Origin of the sequence: Saccharothrix mutabilis subsp. mutabilis, from assembly GCF_039521145.1 — a bacterium.
Taxonomy (GTDB): Bacteria; Actinomycetota; Actinomycetes; order Mycobacteriales; family Pseudonocardiaceae; genus Actinosynnema; species Actinosynnema mutabilis.
In genome coordinates this window covers 63,523-89,693 of record NZ_BAAABU010000032.1, presented here as the reverse complement: position 1 = coordinate 89,693, position 26,171 = coordinate 63,523, and the positions used below count along the sequence as shown (strand labels likewise).

22 protein-coding genes and 1 pseudogene are annotated in these 26,171 nt (G+C 73.3%); 10 read left to right on the top strand and 13 right to left on the bottom strand.

The features are described from left to right. Window positions 1–102: pseudogene (locus ABD126_RS36715) on the top strand (IS481 family transposase); the annotation flags it as partial. 28 nt (window positions 103–130) lie between these two features. On the opposite strand, the gene ABD126_RS36710 reads toward ABD126_RS36715, so the two are convergent. Further along, window positions 131–787 (bottom strand): M50 family metallopeptidase, encoded by a 657-nt coding sequence (locus ABD126_RS36710; protein ID WP_343939900.1) that lies wholly within the window; start codon window positions 785–787, stop codon window positions 131–133. A gap of 81 nt (window positions 788–868) precedes the next feature. Here ABD126_RS36710 and ABD126_RS36705 point away from each other — a divergent pair, with 81 nt between their 5' ends. Next, window positions 869–1,813 carry an aldo/keto reductase gene (locus tag ABD126_RS36705; protein WP_343939898.1) on the top strand — a complete coding sequence of 315 codons (945 nt, stop codon included), beginning with the start codon at window positions 869–871 and terminating at the stop codon, window positions 1,811–1,813. Window positions 1,814–1,868: 55 nt separating this feature from the next. Here ABD126_RS36705 and ABD126_RS36700 read toward each other — a convergent pair whose 3' ends face one another. Together ABD126_RS36700 and ABD126_RS36695 are read right to left on the bottom strand one after the other, a co-directional pair. Continuing rightward, window positions 1,869–2,555, bottom strand: a complete 687-nt coding sequence (locus ABD126_RS36700) for a DUF4383 domain-containing protein (RefSeq protein WP_343939896.1) — start codon at window positions 2,553–2,555, stop codon at window positions 1,869–1,871. A 273-nt stretch (window positions 2,556–2,828) separates the two neighbouring features. Beyond that, entirely contained in the window at window positions 2,829–3,413 is a 585-nt protein-coding gene (locus ABD126_RS36695) for a class I SAM-dependent methyltransferase (protein ID WP_343939894.1), read from the bottom strand. Window positions 3,414–3,508: 95 nt separating this feature from the next. On the opposite strand from ABD126_RS36695, the gene ABD126_RS36690 reads away from it, so the two are divergent. Further along, window positions 3,509–4,477, top strand: coding sequence for a zinc-binding dehydrogenase (locus ABD126_RS36690; RefSeq protein WP_343939892.1), 969 nt, complete (start codon window positions 3,509–3,511; stop codon window positions 4,475–4,477). Between the two features lie 45 nt (window positions 4,478–4,522). On the opposite strand, the gene ABD126_RS36685 is transcribed toward ABD126_RS36690, so the two are convergent. The 4 genes from ABD126_RS36685 to ABD126_RS36670 form a co-directional block, all read right to left on the bottom strand. Next, entirely contained in the window at window positions 4,523–5,218 is a 696-nt protein-coding gene (locus ABD126_RS36685) for an anti-sigma factor family protein (protein ID WP_343939890.1), read from the bottom strand. Further along, window positions 5,215–5,766: a sigma-70 family RNA polymerase sigma factor gene (locus ABD126_RS36680; protein ID WP_343939888.1), complete on the bottom strand. Its 552-nt coding sequence runs from the start codon at window positions 5,764–5,766 to the stop codon at window positions 5,215–5,217. The genes ABD126_RS36685 and ABD126_RS36680 overlap by 4 nt, the downstream gene beginning before the upstream one ends. Before the next feature lie 377 nt (window positions 5,767–6,143). Then, window positions 6,144–6,566 carry a DUF1996 domain-containing protein gene (locus ABD126_RS36675; RefSeq protein WP_343939906.1) on the bottom strand — a complete coding sequence of 141 codons (423 nt, stop codon included), beginning with the start codon at window positions 6,564–6,566 and terminating at the stop codon, window positions 6,144–6,146. A 1,029-nt stretch (window positions 6,567–7,595) separates the two neighbouring features. Next, the gene (locus tag ABD126_RS36670) at window positions 7,596–8,039 is read right to left on the bottom strand and encodes a hypothetical protein (RefSeq protein WP_343939886.1); all 444 of its coding nucleotides are present in this window, start codon (window positions 8,037–8,039) and stop codon (window positions 7,596–7,598) included. Between the two features lie 166 nt (window positions 8,040–8,205). Between ABD126_RS36670 and ABD126_RS36665 the strand changes: the two genes are divergently transcribed. The 3 genes from ABD126_RS36665 to araD are packed head-to-tail and all read left to right on the top strand — an operon-like array spanning window position 8,206 to window position 11,427. Beyond that, window positions 8,206–8,874 carry a GntR family transcriptional regulator gene (locus tag ABD126_RS36665; RefSeq protein ID WP_343939884.1) on the top strand — a complete coding sequence of 223 codons (669 nt, stop codon included), beginning with the start codon at window positions 8,206–8,208 and terminating at the stop codon, window positions 8,872–8,874. Beyond that, window positions 8,864–9,730 (top strand): dihydrodipicolinate synthase family protein, encoded by an 867-nt coding sequence (locus tag ABD126_RS36660; RefSeq protein WP_343939882.1) that lies wholly within the window; start codon window positions 8,864–8,866, stop codon window positions 9,728–9,730. Before ABD126_RS36665 ends, ABD126_RS36660 begins: the two co-directional genes overlap by 11 nt. Continuing rightward, window positions 9,721–11,427 carry an L-arabinonate dehydratase gene (gene araD, locus ABD126_RS36655; protein WP_425542951.1) on the top strand — a complete coding sequence of 569 codons (1,707 nt, stop codon included), beginning with the start codon at window positions 9,721–9,723 and terminating at the stop codon, window positions 11,425–11,427. Before ABD126_RS36660 ends, araD begins: the two co-directional genes overlap by 10 nt. Here araD and ABD126_RS36650 read toward each other — a convergent pair. The 4 genes from ABD126_RS36650 to ABD126_RS36635 all read right to left on the bottom strand — a co-directional run bounded on the left by ABD126_RS36650 (window position 11,424) and on the right by ABD126_RS36635 (window position 17,242). Then, on the bottom strand, window positions 11,424–13,178 hold the full coding sequence (locus ABD126_RS36650; RefSeq protein ID WP_343939880.1) for an AMP-dependent synthetase/ligase: 1,755 nt from the start codon (window positions 13,176–13,178) through the stop codon (window positions 11,424–11,426). The two genes, araD and ABD126_RS36650, sit on opposite strands and share 4 nt — an antisense overlap. Window positions 13,179–13,317: 139 nt before the next feature. Further along, window positions 13,318–15,429, bottom strand: coding sequence for a molybdopterin-dependent oxidoreductase (locus ABD126_RS36645; protein ID WP_343939878.1), 2,112 nt, complete (start codon window positions 15,427–15,429; stop codon window positions 13,318–13,320). A 9-nt stretch (window positions 15,430–15,438) separates the two neighbouring features. Next, window positions 15,439–16,053 carry a quinone oxidoreductase family protein gene (locus ABD126_RS36640; protein WP_343939876.1) on the bottom strand — a complete coding sequence of 205 codons (615 nt, stop codon included), beginning with the start codon at window positions 16,051–16,053 and terminating at the stop codon, window positions 15,439–15,441. A gap of 55 nt (window positions 16,054–16,108) precedes the next feature. Then, on the bottom strand, window positions 16,109–17,242 hold the full coding sequence (locus ABD126_RS36635) for an epoxide hydrolase family protein (RefSeq protein WP_343939874.1): 1,134 nt from the start codon (window positions 17,240–17,242) through the stop codon (window positions 16,109–16,111). A 52-nt stretch (window positions 17,243–17,294) separates the two neighbouring features. Here ABD126_RS36635 and ABD126_RS36630 point away from each other — a divergent pair, with 52 nt between their 5' ends. The 3 genes from ABD126_RS36630 to ABD126_RS36620 all read left to right on the top strand — a co-directional run bounded on the left by ABD126_RS36630 (window position 17,295) and on the right by ABD126_RS36620 (window position 21,246). Continuing rightward, a complete protein-coding gene (locus ABD126_RS36630) occupies window positions 17,295–18,251 on the top strand; it encodes a helix-turn-helix transcriptional regulator (protein WP_343939872.1) in 957 nt (318 codons plus the stop codon). Window positions 18,252–18,432: 181 nt separating this feature from the next. Continuing rightward, window positions 18,433–19,098 carry a DUF4097 family beta strand repeat-containing protein gene (locus ABD126_RS36625; protein ID WP_343939870.1) on the top strand — a complete coding sequence of 222 codons (666 nt, stop codon included), beginning with the start codon at window positions 18,433–18,435 and terminating at the stop codon, window positions 19,096–19,098. A 33-nt stretch (window positions 19,099–19,131) separates the two neighbouring features. Continuing rightward, window positions 19,132–21,246 (top strand): S9 family peptidase, encoded by a 2,115-nt coding sequence (locus ABD126_RS36620; protein WP_343939868.1) that lies wholly within the window; start codon window positions 19,132–19,134, stop codon window positions 21,244–21,246. Window positions 21,247–21,287: 41 nt separating this feature from the next. Here the strand turns inward: ABD126_RS36620 and ABD126_RS36615 are convergent, their stop codons facing one another. Then, entirely contained in the window at window positions 21,288–22,253 is a 966-nt protein-coding gene (locus ABD126_RS36615) for an ArsR/SmtB family transcription factor (RefSeq protein WP_343939866.1), read from the bottom strand. A gap of 68 nt (window positions 22,254–22,321) precedes the next feature. On the opposite strand from ABD126_RS36615, the gene ABD126_RS36610 reads away from it, so the two are divergent. Next, on the top strand, window positions 22,322–23,509 hold the full coding sequence (locus tag ABD126_RS36610) for an MFS transporter (protein ID WP_343939864.1): 1,188 nt from the start codon (window positions 22,322–22,324) through the stop codon (window positions 23,507–23,509). Here ABD126_RS36610 and ABD126_RS36605 read toward each other — a convergent pair. Continuing rightward, the gene (locus tag ABD126_RS36605; RefSeq protein WP_343939862.1) at window positions 23,465–26,170 is read right to left on the bottom strand and encodes an ATP-binding protein; all 2,706 of its coding nucleotides are present in this window, start codon (window positions 26,168–26,170) and stop codon (window positions 23,465–23,467) included. The genes ABD126_RS36610 and ABD126_RS36605 overlap by 45 nt on opposite strands. Window position 26,171: the final 1 nt, after the last annotated feature.

Genomic DNA, 26,171 nt, shown 5'->3' with positions numbered 1-26,171 from the left:
CCGCAGTGGCTGCACACCTACAATCACCACCGCAGCCACACCGCGCTCAAGGGCCTACCACCCGCCAGTCGCGTCCCCAACCTCACGGGGCAGTACAACTAGAGCGTCGGGTACCCGGGGCCGGGGGTTTTCACAACGGCAGGAGCATCCGCCCGCCCAGCAGCAGGCAGCCGATCGTGACCACGGCGAACAGCGCCACCCACACCAGGCCGGGCACCCGCGTGATCCGCGCCAGCATGTCCGCGTCGGAGTTGGGAGCGCGCCCGCGCAGCCGACGACCCTGCAACTCCCCCACCGGCCGCACGCCGCCCAGCAGCAGGAACCAGGTCACGAACAGCGCGAAGGCGGCCTGCCACTGCGCGGTCGCGTACCAGGAGACGACGAACATGATCGTCCCGGTGGCGACCACGGACAGCACGCCGAACAGGTTCCGGATCATGATCAGCATCGCGGCCAGGAGCACGACGGTGGCCCACAGCAGCGGCCGGACGTTGTCGGTGGTCACCAGCAGCGCCGCGCCCAGCCCGAGCAGCGACGGGGTGACGTACCCGGCGAAGTACATGAGCACGACCGCGATCCCGGTCGGCTTGCCCCGGGAGACGGTGACGCCGGAGGTGTCGGCGTTGAGCTTGATGCCTTCCAGACGGCGGCCGGTGAGCAGGGCCACCAGGGCGTGCCCGCCCTCGTGCGCGATGGTGATGGTGTTCCGGCTGATCCGCCACACACCGGGGCCGGCCACCAGGACCAGGGCCAGCACGGCGGGCGCCCACTTCGCGAGTGTCGACATCGCCGTCCAGCATGCCAGGCGGGGGCGCTCCGCGGACCGGGGGTTGACCTGGAGCGCGCTCCAGCACCCAGGCTGTGCGGCATGAAGCGAGTGCGCATCGGATCCCTTGAGGTCAGCGCCCTGTGCCTGGGCACGCTGCCGTTCGGCAAGTACGTCGACGAAGAGACCTCGTTCGCCATCCTCGACCGGTACGTGGAGGCCGGGGGCACGTTCCTGGACACGGCCGACAACTACGTGTTCTGGGACGGCGGCACGGGGGACGAGAGCGAGGAGACCATCGGGCGGTGGCTGGCCGCCCGGGGCAACCGGGACGACCTGGTCGTCGCGACGAAGACGGGCGCCCGGCCCCGGACGCCCGGGGCGGGGCTGGAGGACGCGGAGGGGTTGGCCGGCGAGACCGTGCTCGCCGCCGCCGAGGGCAGCCTGAAGCGGCTGGGCACCGACCGGATCGACCTGTACTACAGCCACGTCGAGGACCGGTCGGTTCCGCTGGAGGACACGCTCGGGGCGTTCGCCTCGCTGGTCGAGCGCGGAGTCGTGCGGGAGATCGGGGCGAGCAACCACGCCACGTGGCGGTTGGAGCGGGCGCGGGCGGTGTCGCGGCGGGAGGGCTGGCCGCTCTACACCGCCGTGCAGCAGCGGCACAGCTACCTCCTGCCGCGGCCCGGGGTGAGGCTGCCCGAGTCGGGGCACGTGCACATGACCGAGGAGTTGTTCGACTACGCGCGGGCCGAAGGGGACGTCGGGCTGGTGGCGTACTCGACGCTGTTGTCCGGGGCTTACCGGGACAAGCCGCTGGGTGAGGCGTACGACCACGTGGGCAACGCCCGGCGGTTGGCCGTTGTCCGGGAGGTCGCCGCCGAGTCGGGGGCGACGGTGAACCAGGTCGTGCTGACCTGGTTGCTGCGCAAGGGGATCGTGCCGCTGGTGGGGGTGTCCTCGGTCGCCCAGCTGGAGGAGTCGTTGGGCGGGGTGGCGTTGGAGCTGGCCGACGAGCAGGTGGGCCGGCTGGATTCGGCGGCGTGACGCGAAACGGGGCACTGTCCGATGTGGACAGTGCCCCGTTCGCCCGAGGTGTGTGCTAGCGGTAGTGCCGCGCCTTGTGCTGCTCGGCCACCGCCGGGTCGATCGGTTGGACCGGCCGCGGGGACACGGTCGGGTCCACGGACTCGATGCGCTTGTCGTGGGGACGGTCGCGCGGTTCTTCGTCGTGGGTCAGGTCGCGGTCGCGCTGGGTCGGCATGTCCCGGTCGCGGACGCTGTCGTCGCGGATGCTGTGGTCGCGCACGGTGGTGTCCACCGGCTCGACCTCCTGCTCCGGCACGACCACCTTGCGCCGCGCCGGCATGACCGCGATCAGCAGGCCGACCAGGGCCAGGCCGAGGTGCAGCCAGTTGTCGTTGGTGTTGAGCGCCAAGGGGTTGCCCAGCCGCTCGACCGGGTTCACCACCAGGCCGGCCAGCATCAGGCCCCAGACCAGCACCACGCCGTAGACCAGGAACACGATCCAGCCGTACAACCGCGCCAGGCCGGAACCCGTGGCCATCAGCAGGCCCAGCACGCCGAACGCCAGGTGGACGACGTTGTGCAGGGGGTTGACCGCGAAGCCGAACAGCATCGCGTGCTGGTCGCCCGCGAAGTCACCGAACCCGGTGCGCACGAACCCCGCCACACCTGCGACGAGGAAGAACAGGCCGAGCAGACCTGCCAGCACCTGGGCGGGCTGGAGGCCCGCGACCTTGACACGACCGACGGTCGAGTGGGTCATCACGCCCTCCCGTGAGGGTCCGCGAGAGCCCGCCTTCCGGGCTCCGGACGATCCCACGGCTACCCCCCGGTCACCCACCGCAAACCCGGGGCCGGGTCGGGAGCGGGCACACGGACCCGCTCCCCGCCGGACAGGAGTCCACCCCGCCGTGTCGGGGTTGTCGTGGAACCCGGCCCACCCCATTGGGACCGGGGCGCCGCACCGCGCGGATGCCGCGCGGCCCACCTCGACAAGAACGACTATGACAAGCCGAAGGGCTTGCGGTCAAAGGAATTAGTGCTGGTGGGAGGTGGTCCCGGCGGCGGGTTTGCGCCACACCAGGGAGTAGCGCCAGTACAGGTGGCGGCGGACGCGCGCGCCGGGAAGGAGGTCCGCCACGCCGGCTTTGACCTCGTCCACGGACATGTGCCAGTCGCGGACCGGAGCGGTGTCTACGGGGTCGTCCTTGACGACCCTGCGGGCGAGGTTGGCGGGGACGGAGGACAGGCTGACCACCCAGTCCCACGCGGTCTTCTCCTTGGCCAGGCCGAGGACGGCCAGCACACCGCCGGGCGCGACGGCGTCCCGCAGGCGGGTGACGGCCGTGGTGAACGGCATGTGGTGCAGGGCGGCGATGCACGAGACGAAGTCGTACGGCCCGCCCAGGTCGTCCACGACGGCGTCGGCCCGGCGGACCTCGACCCCGGGCACGACCGCCTCGACCGCTTTGTCCACCCCGGTCACGCGGAGGCCGCGGGCGGCGAGCGCGCGGGCGAACCCGCCGTTGCCGCAGCCGACGTCGAGGGCGGTGCGCGCGCCCGGCGGGACGTGGGCGAGCAGCAGCGGGTGGTAGTGCGCGTTGTGGTCGAAGTTCCCCATGTGATCGAGGACGCGCGGGGGTGCGCGGAGGTTGACCTCTAGATAACTGGAACTTCTACGGTGGTCGAACCAGACCGAAGAGGGGGACCACCCACATGCGCGCCATCCGCCAGTACGAGTTCGGCTCGCCGGACGTGTTGCGGTACGAGCGAGTCGCCGATCCGACGCCCGGCGAGGGGCAGGTGCTCATCGACGTGGCCGCCGCGGGCGTGCACCTGCTGGACACGTCGATCCGGCGCGGCGAGGCGGGCGGGCCGTGGCCGGTGCCCGAGCTGCCCATGACGCCGGGGCGGGAGGTCGCGGGCACGATCACCCGGATCGGCGCGGAGGTCGACCCGGCGTGGGTGGGCAAGCGGGTCGTCGCGCACCTCGGGCAGACCAGCGGCGGGTACGCGGAGCTGGCCGTGGCGAACGCGGCCTCGCTGCACGAGCTGCCCGAGCACGCGCGGTACGAGGACGTCGTCGCGATGATCGGCACCGGGCGCACGGCGGTCGGCGTGCTGCGGATCGCGGCACTGGAGAAGGACGACGTCGTGCTGGTCACGGCGGCGGCCGGCGGCTTGGGGGCGTTGTTCGTGCAGGAGGCCAAGGCGGTCGGCGCGACCGTCGTGGGGCTCGCGAGCACGGCCAAGCTCGACCTGGTCCGACAGCTGGGGGCGGACCACGTCGTGGACTACACGCAGCCGGACTGGCCGGACGCGGTGCGGGCGGAGGTCGGGGAGGCCACGGTCGCGCTGGACGGCGTCGGCGGTGCGCCGGGGCGGCAGGCGTTGGAGCTGCTCGGGATCGGCGGGCGGACGATCCTGTTCGGCTGGTCGGCGGGCGAGCCGACCCGGATCGAGACGCTCGACCTGTACCAGCGGGGGCTGACGGCGTCGGTCGCGGTCGGGCCGCGGCTGATGAAGGGCACGAACCTGCGCGAGCTGGAGACGCTGTCGTTGCGGGCGTTGGCCGAGGGCCGGTGGACGCCGTTGACCACGGTGTTCCGGTTGGCGGACGCCGCCGACGCGCACGCGGCGCTGGAAGGGCGGCGGACCACGGGCAAGGTCGTGCTCACGCCGTGATCCGGCGGGCCCCGCCCGCGCCCGGGCGGGGCCCGCTCCCCCTTCTCACAGCGGCACGGTGACGAGCTGCTCCCCCTCGAAGGTGCGGACCTCGACGGCCGCCACGTCGTCCGGCGCGATCAGGGCCGACCCGTCGAGGTTCGTGCCCTCCTTCTCGCCCAGCGCCGACACCAGCCAGCTCCCGGCCTCCTGGCGGGACCCGTCCTTGGCGACGACGACCAGCTTGCACCTCTGGTTCTTCGCGATGCCCGCGACGGAGGCGTTCACCCGCACCCAGCCGGCGGCCGGCTTGACCTTGACGGTCATCCGCGCGCCGGTGCCCGGGTCCGTCGCCGTGGCGACCCTGGCGCCCGTGTCGGGGGTGGGCGTCGTGGTCTGGATGGCCTGGTCGGTGGGCGCGGTGCCGCGACCGACCGCGAACCCGCCACCCAGCACGACCGCGACGACCGCCGCGGCGGCCAGTCCGACTCCGACGCGCCGACGCCGGGCGCGCGAGTCCCGCTCGCTGCGGACCTGCCGCAGGGTGCGTTGCAACAGCAGGTCGCCACCGTCGGGGGGACCGTCCAGCAGGGCCTCGGGCGGCACGTCGCCCAGCGCCTCCTCCACCTCGCGCAGTTCGGCCAACTCGGCGCGGCACGTCGGGCAGGCCGCCAGGTGCTCCTCCACCGCGCGCGCCTCCCGCTCTTCCAGGACACCCAGCACGTAGGCGCCCAGCAGGTGTGGGTCGTGGTTCGTGGTCATCCGGCCACCCCCTTCAGCGCGACCTGTTGTCCGGTGAACGTTTCCCTGAGCGCTTTGAGCGCGTAGTGCGATCTCGATTTGACCGTGCCCGGCGGGATGTTGAGGGCTTCCGCCGCCTCGGTCACGCTCCGGCCGCGGAAGTAGATCTCCAGCAGCACGTCGCGGTGGTCCGAGGAGAGTCGGTCCAGGGCCTCCAGCACCACGACCGAGTCCACCACGGAGTCGGCGTGGTCGCGCTGGACGGGTGGCGCGGCGGGTGTCTCCGCCACCTCCTGGGGCCGGGCGGCGCGGGCGCGGATCCGGTCGGTGACGATGTTGCGGGCGACGGTGAGCAGCCAGCCGCGCACCGAGCCCTTGCCGTTGACCAGGGCGTCGGGGTGGCGCCAGGCGCGGACCAGCGTCTCCTGCACGACGTCCTCGGCGGCGGCCCGGTCCCCGGTGAGGCGCGTGGCGTAGGCCAACAACGCCCGCCCGTGCTCCTCGTAGAGGGCGCGGACCAGCGCCTCGTCGGCCGCGGTCTCCCGTCTCCGGGACCACAAAGCCGCCATCCACCCGCTCCTCTCGTCCCCCCGGTCCCGCGGCCGAGTCCCGACGGTCCTCCAGTCCCCAGGGACACGGCCCCGGACCCGGTCCGGTTCAACGAGCCGCCCAACTTCTTTCCCCCACTTCCACCCCTCTCCCCCGCTCGGCACCAAAACTGCTGGTAGACTGCGTTGTAGCGGGCTCCGGCAAGATCACCCGATCGTGTCAGGTCAGAACGGGCCGGTTTTCGCCACCTCGCGCGTCCCGTAGTTGGGAAGGGGTGCGCGGGACGGCGGCCCCAGGTTCCGGTTCCCCGGTCCGCGGTCGTCGGCGCTCCGCTCCTCGGTCGGTGCCCCGCTCCTCAGTCGGCGCCCCGGTCCCCGGTGCTCAGGTCCCCCGGCCCTCAGGGACACTGACGCCCGGCGTTGAGACACCCGGCGACCTCGGCCATCACGTGATCGGGCATGACGTTGATGCCCATGGCGTGATCCGTGCGGGGGTCGCGCTCCTGCTCGGGAAACGAGTCGATCGCATAGGGCCGCCCGGCAGGCACGTCGTAAAACACGTGGATTCGCAGGCGAGGCACCGGAAACGTGCCAGCCGCACACACCCCGTTGGACGCGGGAAACTGCACATGCGCCCGATGAGACGCACTGTCGACGTTCCGCCCATCCCAACAACTGGGAAACTCAAACCCCCGAACCACCCGCCGCCCCTCGCACAACGGATACCGGTCAACCCACCCGGCCACCCCTTCACACCCCCACCGAACCACCCCGGTGACACCCGCCCCCTGCGCGACTCCACCCGCCCCCGCGCCGCCCATCCCGCCAGCGCCCGACCTCCCAACGCCAGCCGCGCCGCCATCCCCCGCGCCGCCATCCCCCGCACCGCCATCCCCCGCACCGCCATCCCCCGCACCGCCGCGCCACCATCGGCCGCCGCCCGGGTCTTCGCTATCCGCCGCGCTGCCGGCCGGGCCGCTGCCAGCCGGGCCGCCGTCCGCCGGGCCACTGCCAGCTGGAGCACTGCTGACCGAGCCGCTGCCAGCCGGGTCGCCGCCGGCCGGGGCGCTGCCAGCCGGGTCGCCACCGGCCGGGCCGCCGTCCGCCGGGTCGCCGCCGGCTGGGGTGGGGGCGGCTGGAGTGGGGGCGGCCGGTGTCGGGGTGGCTGGGGTGGGAGTGGCCGGGGTTGGGGTGGCCGGGGTGGGGGCGGCTGGATCTTTGTCCGCGGGGGTGGCGTCGGCTGGGGGGCCTGCGCCTGAGCCGCCTGGGGCCGCGGTTCGGGCCGTGGCGTCGCCGGTGATCAGGCGGGTGAATCTTGGCAGGGGGACGACTTTGGAGACTGGGCTGCCCGTGTACTGCACCACGACCCTGGCGGGCGGGAGGATTTCGCCGGTGTTGCCGTGCGCTCCGCCGCCCGGTGCGTGGGCGTCGTGGCCTGGACGGTCCAGTAGGCGTAGGGCCGGCCAGTAGTAGGTGGACAGGTCGCCGTTCGTGCAGGTCGTGGTGCCGGCGGCCAGGGTTTCGTTGGTGCTGGTGTGGGTGGTGGTTCGGTTGCCTATGTATTCGTGGGTGTGGTGGGCGCCGTTCGGCTGCCCGGGGGCTATTACGACGTTGTCGGCGTTGAGGTGGCGGCCCTCGTTCCGGCCGCAGTCGACGGTGTAGGTGCCCGGGGACGCGTCTTGCGTTTGCGCGGGTGCGGCGCTGGGTGACGGGATGTCGTCCAGGGCCGCGTAGCGGCCGTCGGTACCGCATGCCGAGAGCACGGTCACCGCGATGGCCAGGGTTGGGAGCAACCGCCTCACCCGCTCAGCTTCCCATCTGGGAGTCGAGTGAGGAATCCGGTGAGCCGGTTAGAGGTGGGCGGTCAGCAAGGGGTGGCCGGATCGGGTGGTGATGGTGATGGTGGCCAGGTCGGTGTGGGTCAGCGAGGCCGCGCCGGTGAGGGTGGTGTGGGAGTCGGTGGCCACCCAACCGCCTGCCTGGTAGGTCTGGCCGGCTCGGTCGGTCAGCAGTAGCAGGCAGGGTTGGGCCGGGGGTAGGCCGGTCACCGTCACCTCGATGCGGATCCACCCGGGTGCCGGGGTGATCTTGGCGTTCAGGTGGACGTTGTTGTCGGTGGCCGCCAGGTGGACGGGCGTGGGAGCGCTTTCTTGGCCTCGGTGGTGGCCGTAGAGGACTGCCGCGGACAGGGCCAGGGCTGTCGCCGTCGCGGTCATGGCGTTGCGACGGTTGCGGGTCTTGGACCGTTCGGCGCGGATCTTGCGCAGGGTGCCTTCGAGTACTGGGTCTTGCATGGCTTGCCTGTTCGGGTTGGGTGTCGGAAGCCGAGCGGGGACGGGTTGCGGTGGATCGGGGTGAGCGGCATCGGGGCTCCTGGCGGCGGCGGGATTCGGCAGAGGTGACACGTAAGGAGGGTTTGGAGGGTTCAAAGGTGTGCGAGCGTCGCCTAGTATCTGAGATATGATGTATGACGGTGGGCCGCCTCGGTCGCGGACCGAATTCGTGGTGAACGCCATCCGGGCCGGGATCGTCAGTGGGGAGTTCGAACCTGGGCGTCCGCTGGTCGAGGCCGAGTTGGCCGCCGGGTTCGGGGTGTCCAAGACTCCGGTTCGGGAAGCGTTGAAGTTGCTGGGCGGGTCCGGGCTGGTGACCATCAGCGACTACAAGGGCGTCTCCGTGCGGGAAGTGGACGTCGAGCTGGTTCGCTCCGTCTACGACGTTCGGGCGCTGCTGGAGCCGGAAGCGCTTCGTCGGGTGGTCGAGAGGGCCGCGAACGAAGACGAAGGGGCGCGACGGGGGCTGGAGCGGGCGCGGCTTGCGTTGGACGAGGCGGCGTCGGCCGACGGGGGTGGCGCGCGGAGCCTGGCCAACCGGGAGTTCCACCGCGCGCTGTACGTGGGGTGCGGGAACCCGCTGCTGGTGGAGGTCCTCGACGGGCTCAGCGACCGCACGGCCCTGATCTCGCGGGTCGGGTGGGACCAGGAGGACACGTGGGCGGCGGAAGCCGAAGAGCACCGGGCGATCCTGGACGCCGCCGAACGCGGACTCGCCATGAGCGCCGCCGGCCTGCTCAAAGAGCACATCGAACGGTTCGCACGGACATTCGAGGAGCGCTGTGGTGGCAGGTGAGGGACTGGCGGGCGTCGTCGCGATCACCGTGACGCCGTTCGGCGAGGACGGGTCGGTCGACGTTCCCGCCTACGAACGGGTGGTCGAACGGCTCGCCGGGGTGCACGCGGTCACCGTCAACGGCAACACCAGCGAGTTCTACACCCTGACGCAGGAAGAGTGCCGGCTTGCCGTCGACGTCGTGGCGGGCGTCCGGCAGATGACGTTGTGCGGGGTCGGGCACGACCTCGACACGGCGGTCGGGTTGGCGAAACACGCTGCGGCGCAAGGACTCGACGGGGTCATGGTGCACCAGCCGGCGCATCCCTACCTCTCGCTGGACGGCTGGGTCGAGTACCACCGGGTGATCGCGGACGCGGTCCCGTCGCTCGCCGTCGTGCCCTACGTGCGGGACCCGCGCGTCGGTGGCGCGCAGATCGGCGCGCTGGCCGGGGCCTGCGACAACGTGGTGGGCGTCAAGTACGCGGTCGCCGACCCGGTCCGGTTCGCCCTGACCGCCCGCGACGCCGGGATCGACCGCCTGGTGTGGGTGGCGGGCCTGGCCGAACTCTCCGCGCCCGGCTACTACGCCTACGGGGCCAGGGGGTTCACCTCCGGCCTGGCCAACGTCGCGCCCGAACTCTCGCTCACCCTGGCCGCGGCACTGGGAGCAGGCGAGGACACCGCCGAGATCTGGGGCGCCGTCCGCAGGTTCGAGGAACTGCGGACCGTCGACGGCGGGGCCAACAACGTCGCCGTGGTCAAGGAAGCCCTCGCCCAGCTCGGCGTCTGCCGCCGGGACGTCCGACCGCCCGGCCACGTCCTGGGCGAGGTCGACCGGGCCGCCGTGCGGGAGGTCCTCGCGTCGTGGGGCTGAGGCCGGAAGACCTGCGCAGCCACCGCTGGTTCGGCGGCGAGGGGCTGCGGGCGTTCAGCCACCGCGCCCGGACCCGCCAGCTGGGCATCGGCGCCGAGGAACACCTGGGCAAGCCGGTCATCGGCGTCCTCAACACGTGGAGCGGCATCAACCCGTGCCACATGCACCTGCGGGAACGGGCGCAGGAGGTCGCGCGCGGCGTGTGGCAGGCCGGCGGGTACCCCGTCGAGTTCCCGGTCTCCACACTGTCGGAGACGTTCCAGAAGCCGACCCCGATGCTGTACCGGAACATGCTGGCGATGGAGGTGGAGGAGATCGTCCGCTCCTACCCCGTCGACGGCGTGGTCCTGATGGGCGGCTGCGACAAGACCACCCCCGCCCTAGTCATGGGAGCGCTCTCCGCCGACGTGCCCGCCGTGTTCGTGCCCGCCGGACCGATGCTGCGCGGCAACTGGCGCGGCCGGACCCTGGGCAGCGGCACGGACATGTGGCGCTACTGGGACGACAAGCGCGCCGGCGTCCTCGGCGACCACGAGTGGGCCGAGTTGGAGAACGGGCTCGCGCGCTCCCCCGGCACCTGCATGACCATGGGCACCGCGTCCACCATGACCGCCGCCGTCGAAGTGCTGGGCCTGTCCCTGCCCGGCGCGTCCTCGGTGCCCGCCGTGGACTCCGCGCACCACCGCATGGCGGCGGCCTCCGGACGACGGGCCGTGGAACTGGTGTGGGAGGACACGTCGGTCCGCCAGATCGCCACCGCCGAGGCCTTCCAGGACGCCGTCACGGTCGTCCTGGCCCTGGGCGGCTCCACCAACGCCGTCATCCACCTGATCGCGATGGCCCGCCGGGCCGGCGTCCCGCTGTCCCTGGACGACTTCGACCGCCTCGCCCGGGACACCCCGGTGCTGGCCGACGTCCAACCCGGCGGTCGGTTCCTGATGGAGGACTTCCACCACGCGGGCGGCCTGCGCGCCCTCACCGCGCGCCTCGCCGACCGCCTGCACCCCGACCGGACCACGGTGGCCGGTCGGTTCGGCGACGGCCTCGGCGAGGTGCACGACCCCGAGGTCATCCGCCCGCTGGACCGCCCGGTCGCCACCGAGGGCGGGCTGGCCGTGCTGCGCGGCAACCTCGCCCCCGCCGGCGCGGTGATCAAGCACGTGGCCGCGGCACCGGAACTGTTGCGGCACACCGGTCCCGCGCTGGTCTTCCACGGCTACCAGGACCTGATGCACCGCATCGACACCGTGGACGCCACACCGGACAGCGTGATCGTCCTCGCCGGCGCCGGCCCCAAGGGCGGCCCCGGGATGCCCGAGTACGGCATGTTGCCGATTCCGAAGAAGCTGCTGGAGCAAGGCGTCCGCGACATGGTGCGCATCTCCGACGCCCGGATGAGCGGCACGTCGTACGGCGCGTGCGTGCTGCACGTCGCGCCGGAGGCCCACGTCGGCGGGCCCCTGGCGCTGGTGCGCGACGGCGACCTGATCACCCTGGACGTCCCCGCGCGCGTGCTGCGGCTGGAGGTGTCCGACGGCGAACTGGCCCGGCGGCGGGCGGAGTGGGTACCGCCCGCGCCGGTGTTCGAACGGGGTTACGGCGCGCTCTACCAGGAGCACGTGACGCAGGCCGACCAGGGCTGCGATTTCGAGTTCCTCGCCCGCGACGGGCGCAACCCCGTGGCCGATCCCGGCTAGTCCTCGTACAGCGCTTCGTACGCCCTGGCGTGGGTGGCGTGCACGACGTTGCGCTTGACCTTCAGCGTCGGCGTCAGCTCGCCGGTGTCCTGGGTCAGGTCGCGGTCCAGGATGGCGAAGCGCTTGATCTGGGACACCCGCGCGAAGTGCGTGTTGGCCTCGTCCACCACGCCCTGGATCAGCTCGCGCACCTCGGGCGCGGTGGCCAACGACGGGATGTCGGTGGGCAGGCCGCGTTCCGCCGCCCACGGCACGATCTCGTCCTGGTCCAACGTGATCAGCGCGACCAGGTACGGCCGCCGGTCGCCGTGGACCACCGCGTGCGACACCCAGCGGGACTGGCGCAGCTGGTTCTCCACGTTGGCGGGCGCGATGTTCTTGCCGCCGGCGGTGATGATGATGTCCTTCTTCCGCCCGGTGATCTTCACGAACCCGTCCTCGTCCACCTCGCCCAGGTCCCCGGTGTGCAGCCAGCCGTCGGTGAGCACGGCGGCCGTCGCGGCGGGGTTGTTCCAGTAGCCCGCGAACACGTGCGGCCCGCGCATCAGGATCTCGCCGTCGTCGGCGATGCGCAGCTCCAGGCCCGAGATGCCGAACGCGCCGACCGTGCCCAGGCGGTGGCGGCCCAGGGTGTTGACCGTGCCGACGCCGGTCGACTCGCTCATCCCGTACCCCTCCAGCACCGGCACGCCCGCCGCGCTGAAGAACTCCAGCACCTCCACCGAGATCGGGGCCGCGCCGGACAGCGCCTGCCGCAGCCGCCCGCCGAAGATCGCCCGCACGCGCGCGAACACGGCGTCCACCTGGTCGAACGCCGCCTGGAGGTCCGCCGGGACCGGTTGCCCGGCCGCGCGCAGCCGACGCACGGTCAGCCCGACGTGGACGGCCTGCTTCAGCTTGTCCTCCGGGATGCCGGCGGTGGCGGCGGTGTAGATCTTCTCGAAGATCCGCGGCACGGACGGCAGGAACGTGGGCCGCACCCGCGCCAGCTCGGGCACGATCCGCGACGCGTCACCGCCGAAGAACGCCAGCGTCGCGCCGACGTACAGGGCGGACAGCTGCACGATCTGCGCGTACACGTGCGCCAGCGGCAGGAACAGGTACACCACGTCGTCGGGCACCACGTACGACAGCTCTTCGGTGAGCCGGCACATGGTGAGCCAGTTGGTGTGCGTCAGCACGCAGCCCTTGGGCGGACCGGTCGTGCCGGACGTGTAGATGATCACCGACGGCGAGTCGGGGTCGATCGCGGCGCGGCGCGCGTCCAGTTCGGCGGGCAGCGGGGCGGTCCGGCCCTCGGAGGCCACGTCCGCCAGGTCCTCGTCGATGACGACGATCTCGCGCAGCGACGGCACTTCCGCCCGGATCGACTCGACCTTCGCGCGCTGCGCGGCGTTCTCGGCGATGAGCAGGACCGAGCCGGAGTCGGAGAGGATCCAGGCGCACTCCTCGGGCGCGCTGGACGGGTAGATCGGCACCACGACCCCGCCGGCGGCCAGCACGGCGAGCCCCGCCGCCGACCACTCGGGCCGCGTCTCGGACAGCACGGCCACCCGGTCGCCGGGCGCGACGCCCCGGTGCACGAGCCCGGAGGCGAGGTCCATCACCCACTCGGCGACCTCGGTGAAGGACCGGTCCACGAACCCGTCCGCGCCCGGACTGCGCCACGCGGTGCGGCCGTCGTGCAGTTGGGCGGCGAGGAACGGCAGGTCGGCGACGACCCGCGCGGAAGCGGCCGTGGTCACAGACATAAAGGCTCCTTGTTGGATGGCCGCGACTCCGTCGCGGCGGCTCGGCCGCCGGGAAGTCGGCTCGTCGGGTCGTGTTTCCCGCCGATCGGAGAAGCTGATCGGCGGGAAACACGACCCGACAAGCCGACGCGGCCTCGCATCAGCTTGCTGGGTGGACGCGGACGTGGGTGCCGTTCAGAACAGCCGTGCCGGACAGCGGGTCGAGGCGGAGGTCGTCGGTCAGCAGGTTGACGTTCACGCCGGCGTGCCGAGAAGCCACGGAGAGCCGGGTTCCCGGCCGGTCGTGGCCCCAGCCGTGGGGCATGGAGACCACGCCCTGGGCCATGTCGGGCGTCACCTCCACCGTCACCGCGACCTTCCCGACCCGGGACGACACCTCCGCCGTGCCGCCGTCGGCCAGCCCGAGCCGGGTGGCGTCGGACGGGTTGACCAGGAGCGTGCACAGCCGGCCCTTCACCAGCGCGGGCACGTTGTGCATCCAGGAGTTGTTGGTGCGCAGGTGCCGCCGCCCGACCAGCACGAGGTCGTCCGACACCTCTCCCAGCGCCGCCCGCACGCGCGGCAGGTCCGCCGCGATCGGGTCCGGGCACAGCTCGATGCGGCCGGACGGCGTGCGCAGGATCTCCGGTATGCGGCTCTGCAACGCCCCGAGGTCCATGCCGTGCGGGTTCGCCAGCAGGTCCTGAATGGACAGTCCGTACGGCCCGGACCGCAGCTTGGCGTCCAGCAGCCGTTCCTCGCGGGTCAGGTCCGAAGGACCGGACAGGCCGACCAACGCGTCGAGGTCGGCGTCCGGACCCAGGCCTGCGAAGATCGCGGTCAGGCGCAGGAAGATCTCGCACTCGTCCAGCAGACCGGGTGAAAGCGGCACGGCGGGTCGCGAGTACTTGACCACGTTCCGCACGGTGAACGACAGGAACGCCAGGTCGTAGTGCGCCCGCTGGCTCGGTGGCGGCGGCGGCAGGATGACGTCGGCGTGCCGGGTCGTCTCGTTCAGGTAGGGGTCGACCGACACCATGAAGTCCAAAGTGGACAGGGCGGCGTCCAGCCGGGCCGAGTTGGGCACGGACAGCGCCGGGTTGCCCGCCACCGTCACCAGCGCCCGCACCTGCCCGGGGCCGGGCGTCTCGATCTCGTCCGCCAGCGTCACCGCCGGGAACTCCCCCGCCACCTCCGGCAGCCCGCGCACCCGGCTGTGCCACCGCCCGGTGGTGAACCCCTTGCCGCGCCCGGAACCGCGCCGGGTGTGCGCGGGCAGCGGGAACATCGCGCCGCCCGGCCGGTCGAGGTTGCCGGTGAGGATGTTGAGCACGTCCACCAGCCAGCTCGCGACCGTGCCGAACTCGACCGTCGTCGTCCCGATCCGCCCGTACACCACGGCCCGCCGCGCGCCGGCGAACCGGTGCGCCAGGTCGCGGATGTCGTCGGCCGCGATCCCGCACCGGGCGGCCACCGCCTCCGGCGCGAACGGCTCGACCAGTGCCCGAACCTCTCCGACGCCGACCACGTGCTCGGCCAGCGACCCGAGGTCCACCAGCCCGGCCGCGAACAGCTCGTGCGCCAGCGCCAGCAGCAGGAACACGTCCGCGCCGGGCCGGATCGCCAGGTGGGTGTCGGCGATCGCGGCGGTCCGGCTGCGCCGCGGATCGACCACGACGAGCGTCCCGCCGCGGGCCCGCAGGTCCTTGAGCCGGGTCGGCACGTCCGGCACGGTCCACAGGCTGCCGTTGGAGGACAACGGGTCCGCGCCCAGCAGCACCAGGAAGTCGGTGCGGTCCACGTCCGGCACGGGGATGGAGAACATGCCGCCGTACAGGTGTCCGGACGACACGTGCTTGGGCATCTGGTCGATGGTGGACGCGGTGAAGATGTTGCGCGACCCCAACGCCTTGCGCAGCGCGCCCGCGTACAGGCCGCCCGCCAGGGAGTGCACGTTGGGGTTGCCCAGGTAGGCCGCGACGGCGTCGCGCCCGTGCTCGGCGACCACGGCGGTGAACCGCTCGTGCACCACGGCGAACGCCTCGTCCCACGACACGGGGACGAACTGCCCGTCCCGTTTGACCAGCGGCGTGCGCAGCCGGTCCGGGTCGGCGTCGAGCGCGCCCAGCGAAGCGCCCTTGGGGCACAGGAACCCGCGGCTGAACGTGTCCTGCCGGTCGCCGCGCACCCGCGTGACCCGGTCGCCCTCGACGGTCAGCTCCAACCCGCACGTGGCCTCGCACAACGGGCAGGTCGTGTACGCGGTGCGCATGGTGCTCCCCTATCGACTCGACTCGCAGGGCCTGAGCCGCCCGGCCGCGGTCAGCCCCATCAGCTCGCTCAACGCCCGCGCGACCATGCCCGGCCGGTCGGCGCAGTCGGCCAGGCGGAACCCGACCACCGCGCGGGACCCGCCGAGCAGCCGCACCGGGTCCACCGCCGGCGGCTCGCCGTAGCAGACGATCCGCCCGAACGGGGCCAGCGCCGCCAGCGACCGCTCGAACACCTCGCCGCCCCGCGCGTCGAGCACGACGTCCACGGGCCCGTGCTCGACCAGCCGCTCGGTCAGCCCGGCCGGTTCGGGCGACACGGCCACGTCCGCGCCGAGCCGCAGCGCCGCCCGCCGCTGCGCCTGGGTGCCGGCGGTGGCCACCACGCGACCGGCCCCGAAGCTCACCGCGAGCTGCACGGCCAGCGCCCCGACCGGGCCGGCGGCGTCGTGGACGACCACCGACTCGCCCGGTTCGAGGTGCGCGCAGGTGCGCAGCAGGTGCCACGCCGTGACCCCGGGCCCGCCCAGGACCACGGCGGCCTCGTCGGAGACCCCGGCGGGCACCGGGAAGACGGCGCCGTCGAACGACAGCGCCCGACGCCCGTCCACCGTGACGACCCGCATGTGAACCACACAACACACCGCGGTCGCGGGTCGGTTAGTGGGGACTCCACGACAACTAAGCGCGCAGCCCCCGGAAGAACGCCCGGACGTCGCCGACCAGCAGGTCGGGGGCTTCCATGGCGGCGAAGTGGCCGCCGCGGTCGAACTCCGACCAGTGCACGATCGTGTGCTCGCGGTCGAGGGTGTGCCGGATGGAGACGTCCAGCGGGAACACCGCGACCCCGGTCGGCACCGGCGACCTCTCCCCCGCCGCCCAGGCGCCCGCGTGGGCGGTCTCGTAGTAGCTGTTCGCGGACGACCCGGCGGTGCCGGTGAGCCAGTACAGGGTGACGTTGGTCAGCAGCAGGTCCCGGTCCACGGCGTCCTCGGGCAGGTCGGCGGCCGGGTCGGTCCACTCCTTGAACTTCTCCGCGATCCACGCCAGTTGGCCCACCGGGGAGTCGTGCAGGCCGTGCGCGAGGGTCTGCGGGCGGCTGATCTGGATCATGGCGTACCCGGACTGCTCGGTGTTCAGGTAGTCCAGGCGCGCCAGGCGCTCGCGCTCGGCGTCGGTCAGCTCGACCGCCGGGTCCACCGGGGTGAACGCGGACAGGCCGTTCGCGTGGACGCCGACGACCTTGTCCGGGTTGAGCCGCCCCAGCCCCGGTGAGATGACCGCGCCCGTGTCGCCGCCCTGCGCGCCGTAGCGGTCGTAGCCGAGGCGGTCCATCAGTTCGGCGAACGCCCGGGTCACGCGGTGGGTGTCCCAGCCGGGTTCGGTGGTGGGGCCGGAGAACCCGCTGCCCGGGATGGACGGGACGACCAGGTGGAAGGCGTCGGCGGGGTCGCCGCCGTGCGCGGCCGGGTCGCTGAGCGGACCGAGGACGTTCAGGAATTCCACGATCGAGCCGGGCCAGCCGTGGGTGAGCAGGAGCGGCAGGGCGTCCGGTTCGGGCGAGCGGACGTGCAGGAAGTGGACGTTCTGGCCGTCGATCTCGGTGGTGAACTGCGGGTGCCGGTTCAGCTCGCGCTCGTGGACGCGCCAGTCGTAGCCGTCGCGCCAGTACTCGGCCAGGCCCTTGAGGTAGCTCGCCGGGACGCCCCGGCTCCAGCCGACGCCGGGCAGGTCGGTGGTCCAGCGGGTGCGGGCGAGGCGTTCGCGCAGGTCGTCCAGGTCAGCTTGGGGGATGTCGATCGTGAAGGGCTTCATGACGACAACGCTAGGAGCGTGTTAGGTCAGCTTCGGTCCTAAGCTGGCGCCCGTGTTGGAAACCTCCGCGCGACTGCTGCGCCTGCTGTCGTTGCTCCAGAACCCGCGTGACTGGTCGGGCGCGGAACTGGCCGAACGGCTGGAGGTCACCCCGCGCACCGTGCGCCGCGACATCGACCGGTTGCGGACCCTCGGCTACCCCGTCCTGGCCACGGCCGGGACGGCGGGCTACCGGTTGGGCGCGGGCGCGGACGTGCCGCCGCTGCTGCTGGACGACGACGAGGCCGTGGCGGTCGCGCTGGGCCTGCGCACCGCCGCCGGCGGGTCGATCACGGGCATCGAGGAGACCTCGGTGCGGGCGTTGGCCAAGCTGGAGCAGGTGCTGCCGTCGCGGCTGCGGCACCGGGTCAACGCGCTGCACGCGGCGACGGTGCCGATGGGCGGCGCGGGCCCCACCGCCGACCCGGGCACGCTCACGGCGATCGCCGCCGCCATCCGCGACTCGCTGAGCCTGCGCTTCGACTACCGCGCCCACGACGGGACCGCGAGCGTGCGCACCGCCGAGCCGCACCGCCTGGTGCACACCGGACGCCGCTGGTACCTGGTCGGCTGGGACGTCGACCGCGGGGACTGGCGCACCTACCGCGTGGACCGCCTCACGCCCCGCACCCCCACCGGTCCCCGCTTCGCGCCGCGCACCCCGCCGGACGCGGACCTCGGCGGCTACACGTCCCGCGCGATCTCCACGTCCGCCTACCGCTACCAGGCCCGGTTCACCCTGCACGTCGACGCCGCGACCGCCGCCGAGCGCATCGCGCCCACCACCGGCGCGCTGGAGCCGGTCGACGAGCACTCGTGCACCCTGCGGGCCGGGTCGAACTCGTTGGACGAACTGGCGATCTACGTGACGACCACCGGTTTCGACTTCCGGGTGCACGAGCCGCCGGAACTGGTCGAGCACGTCAGGATCCTCGCGGCCCGCCTGTCCGCCGCCGCGGGCCGGTCATAGCGTTCGCTGACATCTCATTGCAACGAGCAAGCCTCATGTTGCGTTAACCCCGAGGATCGTTGCAACAATGTTCAAGCTCTTACCTGCGTTAATGCTCCATTGCCGCAACGTGCTTGTTGCTCGACCCGGAAACGCAACGTAGCTTTTGCCTCGTCGGAAACAACGAGAGCAGGAGCGAACGATGCAGACCTTCACCACCCCGGCCCCGATCACCGCCCTCCTCGACATCCCCGCCGGCACCGTCCGCTTCATCGCCGCCGACCGCGCCGACACCCTGGTCGAGGTCTCCCCCGCCGACGCGGCCAAGAGCCGCGACGTGAAGGTGGCCCAGCGGACCACGGTCGAGTTCGCCGACGGCGTCCTGAAGATCGAGGCCACCGCCGCGAACCAGTTCCTCGGGGCGTCCGGCTCGATCGACGTGACGGTCCAACTGCCCGCCGGTTCCCGCGTCGAGGCCAAGGCCGCCGGCGCCGAGGTGCGCGGCGTCGGCCGGTTCGGCGAGGTCGCCTTCGAGGGCGCGCACGGCTCGGTGAAGCTGGACGAGGCCTCCGGCGTGCGCCTGACCACGCAGGCGGGCGACGTCACGATCGGCCGCCTCACCGGCTCCGCCGAGATCAAGACCGGCAAGGGCGACATCACGATCACCGAAGCCGTCCGCGGCACGCTCGTCCTGCGCACCTCCGCCGGGAACGTGTCGGTCGACGCCGCCCCCGGCGTCTCCGCCTCCCTGGACGCCGGCACCTCCCACGGCCGCGTCCACAACTCGCTCAAGAACGCCGACGGCACGCCCGCGCTGGCCATCCACGCCACCACCGACCACGGCGACATCACCGCCCGCGGCCTCTGACCACCCCGATCACCAGAAGTGAGGACGAAGGACATGACGACCACCGAGGACTACCAGGCCGCGGAACTGCTCCTCCGCCGACCCGCCGCCCCCGGCGAACTCGTCGTCGGCGACAAGGTCCGGCCGCGGTGGATCGACGGCGGCGCCCGCTTCTGGTACGCCGTGAACACCGGCGCCGGCAAGGAGTTCGTGCTGGTCGACCCGGCCGCGGGCACCCGTTCCCCCACCGTCGAACCGACCGCGGCCACCCCGCCGGGCAACCCGCTGGAGGTCGTCTCGCCGGACGGGAAGCTCGCGGTGTCCCGGCGCGGCCACGACCTGTGGGCCCGATCGCTGTCCGACGGCCGCGAGTGGGCGCTGACCACCGACGGCGCGCCGCACCACGAGTACGGCACCGGCCCGGACTGCACCGCCAACACCACGCTGCTGAACAAGATCGGCCTGCCGCACCTGCCGCCCGCGGTGGCCTGGTCGCCCGACTCGACCAGGGTGCTGGCGCACCGGACCGACCAGCGCCGGGTCCGCGAGGCCCACCTGGTGCAGGCCCGCCCCGCCGACGGCGGCGCGCCGGTCACCCGCACCCAGCGCTACGCGCACCCCGGCGACGAGCACCTGCCGACGGCCGAACTGGTCGTGCTGGACGTCGCCGCGGGCGCGGTGGTCCGGGCGCAGGCCGACCCGCTGCCCATGCCGCAGATGTCGCCGATCACGACGAAGTGGGCGTGGTGGGCGCAGGACGGTTCGGCGGTGTACTACCTGGACCGCCCGCGCGACCCGCGCACGCTGAGCCTGCGCCGGCTCGACCCGGCGACCGGCGCGGTCACCACCGTGCTCAGCGAGTCCGGGCCCACCCGGGTCGAGCCGAACCAGTGGCTGTACGAGCCGCCGATCGTGCGGGTCCTGGCCGACGAGGTGCTGTGGTACTCGCAGCGCGACGGCTGGGGCCACCTGTACCGGTACGACCTGCGCACGGGCGACCTGCTCGGTCAGGTCACCTCCGGCGAGTGGGCGGTGCGGCAGGTCCTGCACGTCGACGAGGCCGCCCGGGTCGTGTACTTCACCGCCTCCGGCCTGGTCGCCGACGACCCGTACCGGCGCACGGTGTGCCGGGCGAACCTGGACGGCACCGGTTTCGCCAAGCTCACCGACGACGACCTCGACCACGTCGTGACGCTGCCCCCGACCACCGGGTACTTCATCGACTCCGCGTCCACTGTGGACACGCCGCCGGTGACGACGGTGCGCGACTGGTCCGGCCGGGTGCTGGTCGAGCTGGAGCGCGCCGACATCACCAAGCTGCTCGACACCGGCTGGACGCCGCCGGAGCGCTTCCGCGTCAAGGCCGCCGACGGGGTGACCGACGTCTACGGCGTGCTCTACAAGCCGCGCGGGTTCGACCCCGCCCACCGCTACCCCGTGGTGGACAACGTCTACCCCGGCCCGCAGGTCACCCGCGTCGCGCCGAGCTTCGACCCGGGCGGCATGGGCCTGGACGCCGAACCGCTGGCCGCGCTGGGTTTCGCGGTGGTGGCGCTGGACGGGCGCGGCACGCCCGGCCGGAGCAAGGCGTTCCACGACGCCGGCGCGCTGGCCGACGCCGGCGGCCTGGCCGACCACGTGGCGGCGCTGCGGCAGCTCGCCGAGACGCGGCCGTGGCTGGACCCGGACCGGGTGGGCGTGCTCGGCCACTCCGGCGGCGGCTACGCGGCGGCCCGCGCGGTGCTGGACTTCCCCGAGGTCTACCGGGTCGGCGTCGCCCTGTCCGGCTCGCACGACGCGCGCCACTTCAACGCGGGCTTCGTGGAGACCTACGACGGCGCGGACAACCCCGAGGCGTGGGCGCGGGCGTCCAACGTGGAGCTCGCGGACCGCCTGGTGGGCAAGCTGATGCTCGTGCACGGCGAGATGGACGACCAGGTCCACCCGACCCACACGCTGCGCCTGGCCGACCGGCTCGTCGCCGCCGACAAGGACTTCGAGCTGGTGGTCGTGCCGGGGGCGGAGCACACGTTCCTCGACTGCCTGGCCTACGTCCGCAAGCGCTGCTGGGACTTCCTGGTGCGCGAGCTGGCCGGCACGACGCCGCCCGCCCACCGCCCCGCAACCATCGCGATCAACCCGGAGGTGCTCGCCGAGATGTTCGCCTGACCCCTCGACCGCCGGTGGCGTGCCCCCGCACGCCACCGGCGTCACGCGCGTCCGGAGGCTTCCAACAGCACCTCGCCGGCCGCGGTCCGCACGTACAGCACCGACCGCCCGGCCCGCTGCCGCTCCACCAGCCCGGCCTCCCGCAGCACCTTCAGGTGCCGCCCCACCGACCCCAACGCCTGCCCGGTCACCGCGACCAGCTGCGTCGTGCTCATCGGCGTCCCGAGCAGCGCCAGCAACGCCGCCCGCGCGGCCCCGACCAGCGCTGCCAGCCCGGTGGGGACGGCTTCCCGCCCCTCGGCGAGCACCCCGAGGCACGGGTAGACGACGGCGTACCGCTCCCGCCCCTCCCACGACACCCAGCTGGTGCGCGGCGTCACCGGCATGAACAGCAGGTCGGCTCCGGGCGCGATCTCGCGCGGCGGGTACGCGTTCCGGTTGACCTGGAACCGGCTCTCCCCCAGCCACCGGGTGCCGGGCTTGAGCGAGTCCAGCACCGCCGCCCAGCCGCCGCGGTGCACGCGGGCGGTCCGCGCGACCACGTCCGCCTCCAGCACCCGCCGCCGACGCTCCCAGTACGGCTCGACGGTCTCCCGCCACACGAACGTCAACAGCGCGGTGGCCCGTTCGGGCAGGTCGTCCCGATCCAGCACGGCCGGCAGCGGCCCGCGCAGGGACACGCGGAGGTCGTCCCGCGCCTGCTCGGCCCCGGTCGCCCGCACCCGCGCCACGGTCCCCTCGAACCCCTCCCCCACCGACGACGTGGGGCAGAAGAAGTCCGCGATCCACGACGTCCCGATCGCCGCCTCGACCAGCGGCCCGGCCACCGGGTCGGCCTCGCGGTAGGCCCGGTAGGCGGGCAGGTGCGCGCGCAACCAGTCCGCCTCACCCGGGTGGGCGCCGGTCCCCGCCTGCAACAACCGCAGGCTCGCGAAGGTCTCCGCGAACGGCGACAGGACGAACCGGCTGCGCGCGAGCGTGTTCGCGTCGATCTGCCACAACCCCATCCGCACGACCTTTCGCGTGTCGGCGAAACAGTGAACACGGCCCCGGCCCGATCCCGAGAATCCGGTCCATGCGCAGCTACCAGACCCTGTTCGCGACCCCGGAGTACACCCCGTTCCTGGCCGGTTTCGCCGCGTTCGCCGCCGCCCAGACCATCGGCGCGCTGGCCCTGGGCACCCTGGTCTTCCGCGCCACCGGCTCACCGCTGCTGGCCGCGCTCAGCATGTTCGGCCCCCAGCTCGCCCAACTCGTGGGCGGCGCGCTGCTGCTCTCCGCCGCCGACCGCGTGCCGCCGCGCGCGATCCTGTCCGCCCTGTCCCTCGCCTTCGCGGCGGGCGCCGCCGTCCTGGCGCTGCCCGGTCTCCCGATCTGGGCCGTCTTCGCCGTGCTCCTGGGCCAGGGCCTGGTCGCGTCCCTGGGCGGCGGGGTGCGCGGCGGGCTGCTCAACGAGATCCTGACCAAGGACGGCTACGTCCTGGGCCGGTCGGTCTACAACATGACCTGGGGCCTGGTCCAGGTGACGGGCTTCGCCGCCGGCGGCCTGCTCCTGACGGTCCTGACCCCGCGGAACTGCCTGCTCCTGGCGGCAGCCGCGTACGCGCTGTCGGCCGTGATCACCCGACTGGGCCTGACCCGCCGCCCGCCGCGCGCGACCGGCCGCCCGTCGGTGCGGGCGACGTGGCGCACCAACGCCGAGCTGTGGTCCTCCCGCCCCCGCCGCCTGGCCTACCTGGGCCTGTGGATCCCGAACGGCCTGGTCGTGGGCGGCGACTCGCTGTACGTCTCCTACGCGCCGGAAGCCGCCGGGCTCCTGTACGCCTGCGGCGCGCTGGGCATGTTCGCGGGCGACCTCGCGGTGGGCCGCCTGGTTCCCCCGGCGCTGCGGCCCCGCCTGGCCACCCCGCTGCGCCTGCTGCTCGCGGCGCCCTACCTGTTCTTCTTCCTGCACCCGGGAGTCGCGCTGTCGGCCGTGGCGGTGACCGTGGCGTCCGTCGGCTTCGCCGCGAGCCTGGTCCTCCAGGAGCGCCTGATGGCGGTCACCCCGGACCACCTGGCGGGTCAAGCCCTGGGCCTGCACGGCACCGGCATGGTCGCCATGCAGGGCATCGCCGCCGTCCTCGCGGGCACCCTGGCCCAGCTGACCAGCCCGGCCACGGCGATCACGGTCATGGCGGCCGCGTCGGTCACGGTGACCCTGGCGCTGGCCAAGGGGTCAGGACGAGCGGCCGTCCAGGACTCGGGCCAGCTCCAGGCGTGAGGACACGTGCAGCTTGGCGTAGACCCGGGACAGGTACACCTCGACCGTGCGCGGGCTGTAGTGCAGGGCCGCCGCGATGTCCCGGTTGCGCATCCCCTGCTGGACCAGCCGGGCCACGTTCTGCTCGGCCTGGGTCAACAACCCCTGCGTCTTGGCGCGGGCGCGCGGCACCTTGGCCCCCAGCTCCCGCAACCGCGCCCCGGCCTGCCGCCGCAGCCCGTGCGCGCCCAACCGCTGGAACGTCGTGTACGCGTCGAGCAGCTCGGCGACCGCACCGGGGTCCACCAGTCCCAGGGCCAACTGCCCGCGCGCCTTCTCGAACACCAACCCGCCCGCCTCGGCCTCCACCACGGCGGCCCGCAACACCGAGGCGTCCCCCGCCACGACACCCTCGACCCGGCGCACGGCGGTCCGCGTCCACGGCGCCACCCGGTCCGCCGCGAGCACCGCCAACCGCTTCACGGTCTGCCGGGCCTCCTCGACCCGCCCGTGCTCCAGGTCCAACTCCACCAACCGCGCCAACAGCACACAGCTGTAAGCCGTGCTGCCGGAGGCGTCCACGGCCTCCACCAGGGTCGTGCGAGCGCCCTCGACGTCCCCGCGCGCGGCCAGGTAACCCGACATCGCGTACGCGTGCAGCCGCGCCATGTTCGGGGTGGTCGGCGGTTCCAGGGCGGCCAGCCGCGCGGCCACGTCCAGCTCGCCGCGCCAGGTCCGGATCTCCAGCTCGATCGCGCGCAGCCCGTGCAGCATCATCAGCTCCTGCCGCGACTCCAGCTCGGCCGTGGCCCGCCCCAACCGGTCCAGCGACGCGTCCCACCGCCCGCCGAGCCAGTCCAGCGCGACCCGCGTCAACTCCAGCTCGCCCTGGAATGCGAACCCCGCCAACCGCTCCGCCCGCCGCAACCGCCACGTGGCGTCGTGCACCAGCCCCGCCAGCGCGCCGGTCGACGCGGCCACCGCAAGCGCTTGCCGTTCCAGCACCTCCGACCCCCGCGCGGCGGCCAGGGCCCGGTTCGCGTAGTCCACGGTCTTGTCGTGGCGGAACAGCATCGACGCCAGCACCACCAGCCGGTCGAACACCACGACCGCCTCCGCCGACGAGGAGAACTCCATCGCCTCGACCCGCGCCGCCTCCGCCAGGGCCTCGCCGTACCGGCCGGTGAACACCAGCAGCACCGCCCGGGTCGCGTGCAGCGCCGGGGTCGTGTCGCCGGCCGCCACCTCCGCGTCGGCCAGCCGCAGCGCCTCCGCCATCCGCCCCACCAGGAACAGGCTGCTCAGCACCACCACCGCCGCCCGGCTGCGCAGCGGACCCGATGGCAGGTCGGCCAACGCCGCCAAGCCGGGCGGGATCGCGGCGGCCGGCCGGGACGCGTGGGCCAGCGCCCGGCACTGCAACGCCAGCAGCTCGGCCCGTTCCGGCGCGGCCACCGGCAGCAGCTCCAACGCCCGGCCGCACAGCGCCGCCGCCGTCTCCGGCGCGGACGTCCGCGCGGACGTGGCCGCCTCCGCCATCACCCGCACCGCGCGCAGGTCGCCCGGCGCGGCCGACTCGGCCAGGTGCCAGGCCAGCTCCAGCAGGTCCACCGGCAGCCCGCGGTCCCGGTCGTCCAGCAGCCGCGCGCTGATCAGGCTGTGCAGGTGGCGGCGCTGCGCGGGACCGATCTCCTGGTACAGCGCCTCGCCGACCAGGGCGTGCGCGAACCGGTAGCCGCGCTCGTCGTTGCGCACCACGTGCAGCCGCAGCAGCTCGTCGAACGCGGCCACCACGGTCTCCTCCGGCAGCGACGACACCCGCGCCAGCAGCCCGATCTGGTCCAGCCGCACCCGCCGGAAGATCGACACCGCCCGCGCGACGGCCCGGGTGTCCCGGTCCAGCGGCGCGACCCGGCGCAGCACGGCCTCCCGCCGGGTCAACCGGATCGCGTCCGGCCGCACCGCCAGCCGCGCCTGCCCGCCGTCCACCGCGACCAGGTCCAGCTCGCGCAGCGACCGGGCGATCTCCACGGCGAAGAACGGGTTGCCGTCGGCCCGCTGGTGCACCTCGCGCGCCAACTCGTCGTGCACGGCCGTGCCCAGCACGGTCTCCACGATCCGCTTGACCTCGCCGCCCGACAGCGGCGCGAGGTCGAGCCGCACCACCTCGGCGTGCCGCTCCAGCCGGTCCAGCAGCTCGTCCGCCGCCGGGTTGTCGTGCACCGGGCGCACCGCCGTGACCAGCACCAACGGCGCGGCCGACACCCGGCGCAGCACCACGCCGAGCATGGCCAGCGAGTCGTCGTCCACCTGCTCCAGGTCGTCCAGGACCAGCGCGGCGCGGCCGGCCAGCACCCGGGCCACCAGTTCGCACGCCCGGTCGAACCACGACGCGTCCGGCGCGGCCCGCAACGCCTCCAACGCGGCCGTCACGTCCGGTGAGCGCGGCACCGACCGCAACGCGGTGGCGACCGCCGCGTAGGGGATGCGCCGGGCCACGTCGTCGGACTCGGCGGCGGGCACCTCCGGCCCGAGCCGCCGGCGGACCTCGCCGAGCAGGCTGGACTTGCCGATCCCGGGCTCGCCGGACACCACCACGGCGACCAGCCCGGCGGCGGGCGCGCGGTCGAGGGCGTCGGACACCAGCGCCAGTTCCGGTTCGCGACCGAAGAACGGCGACACG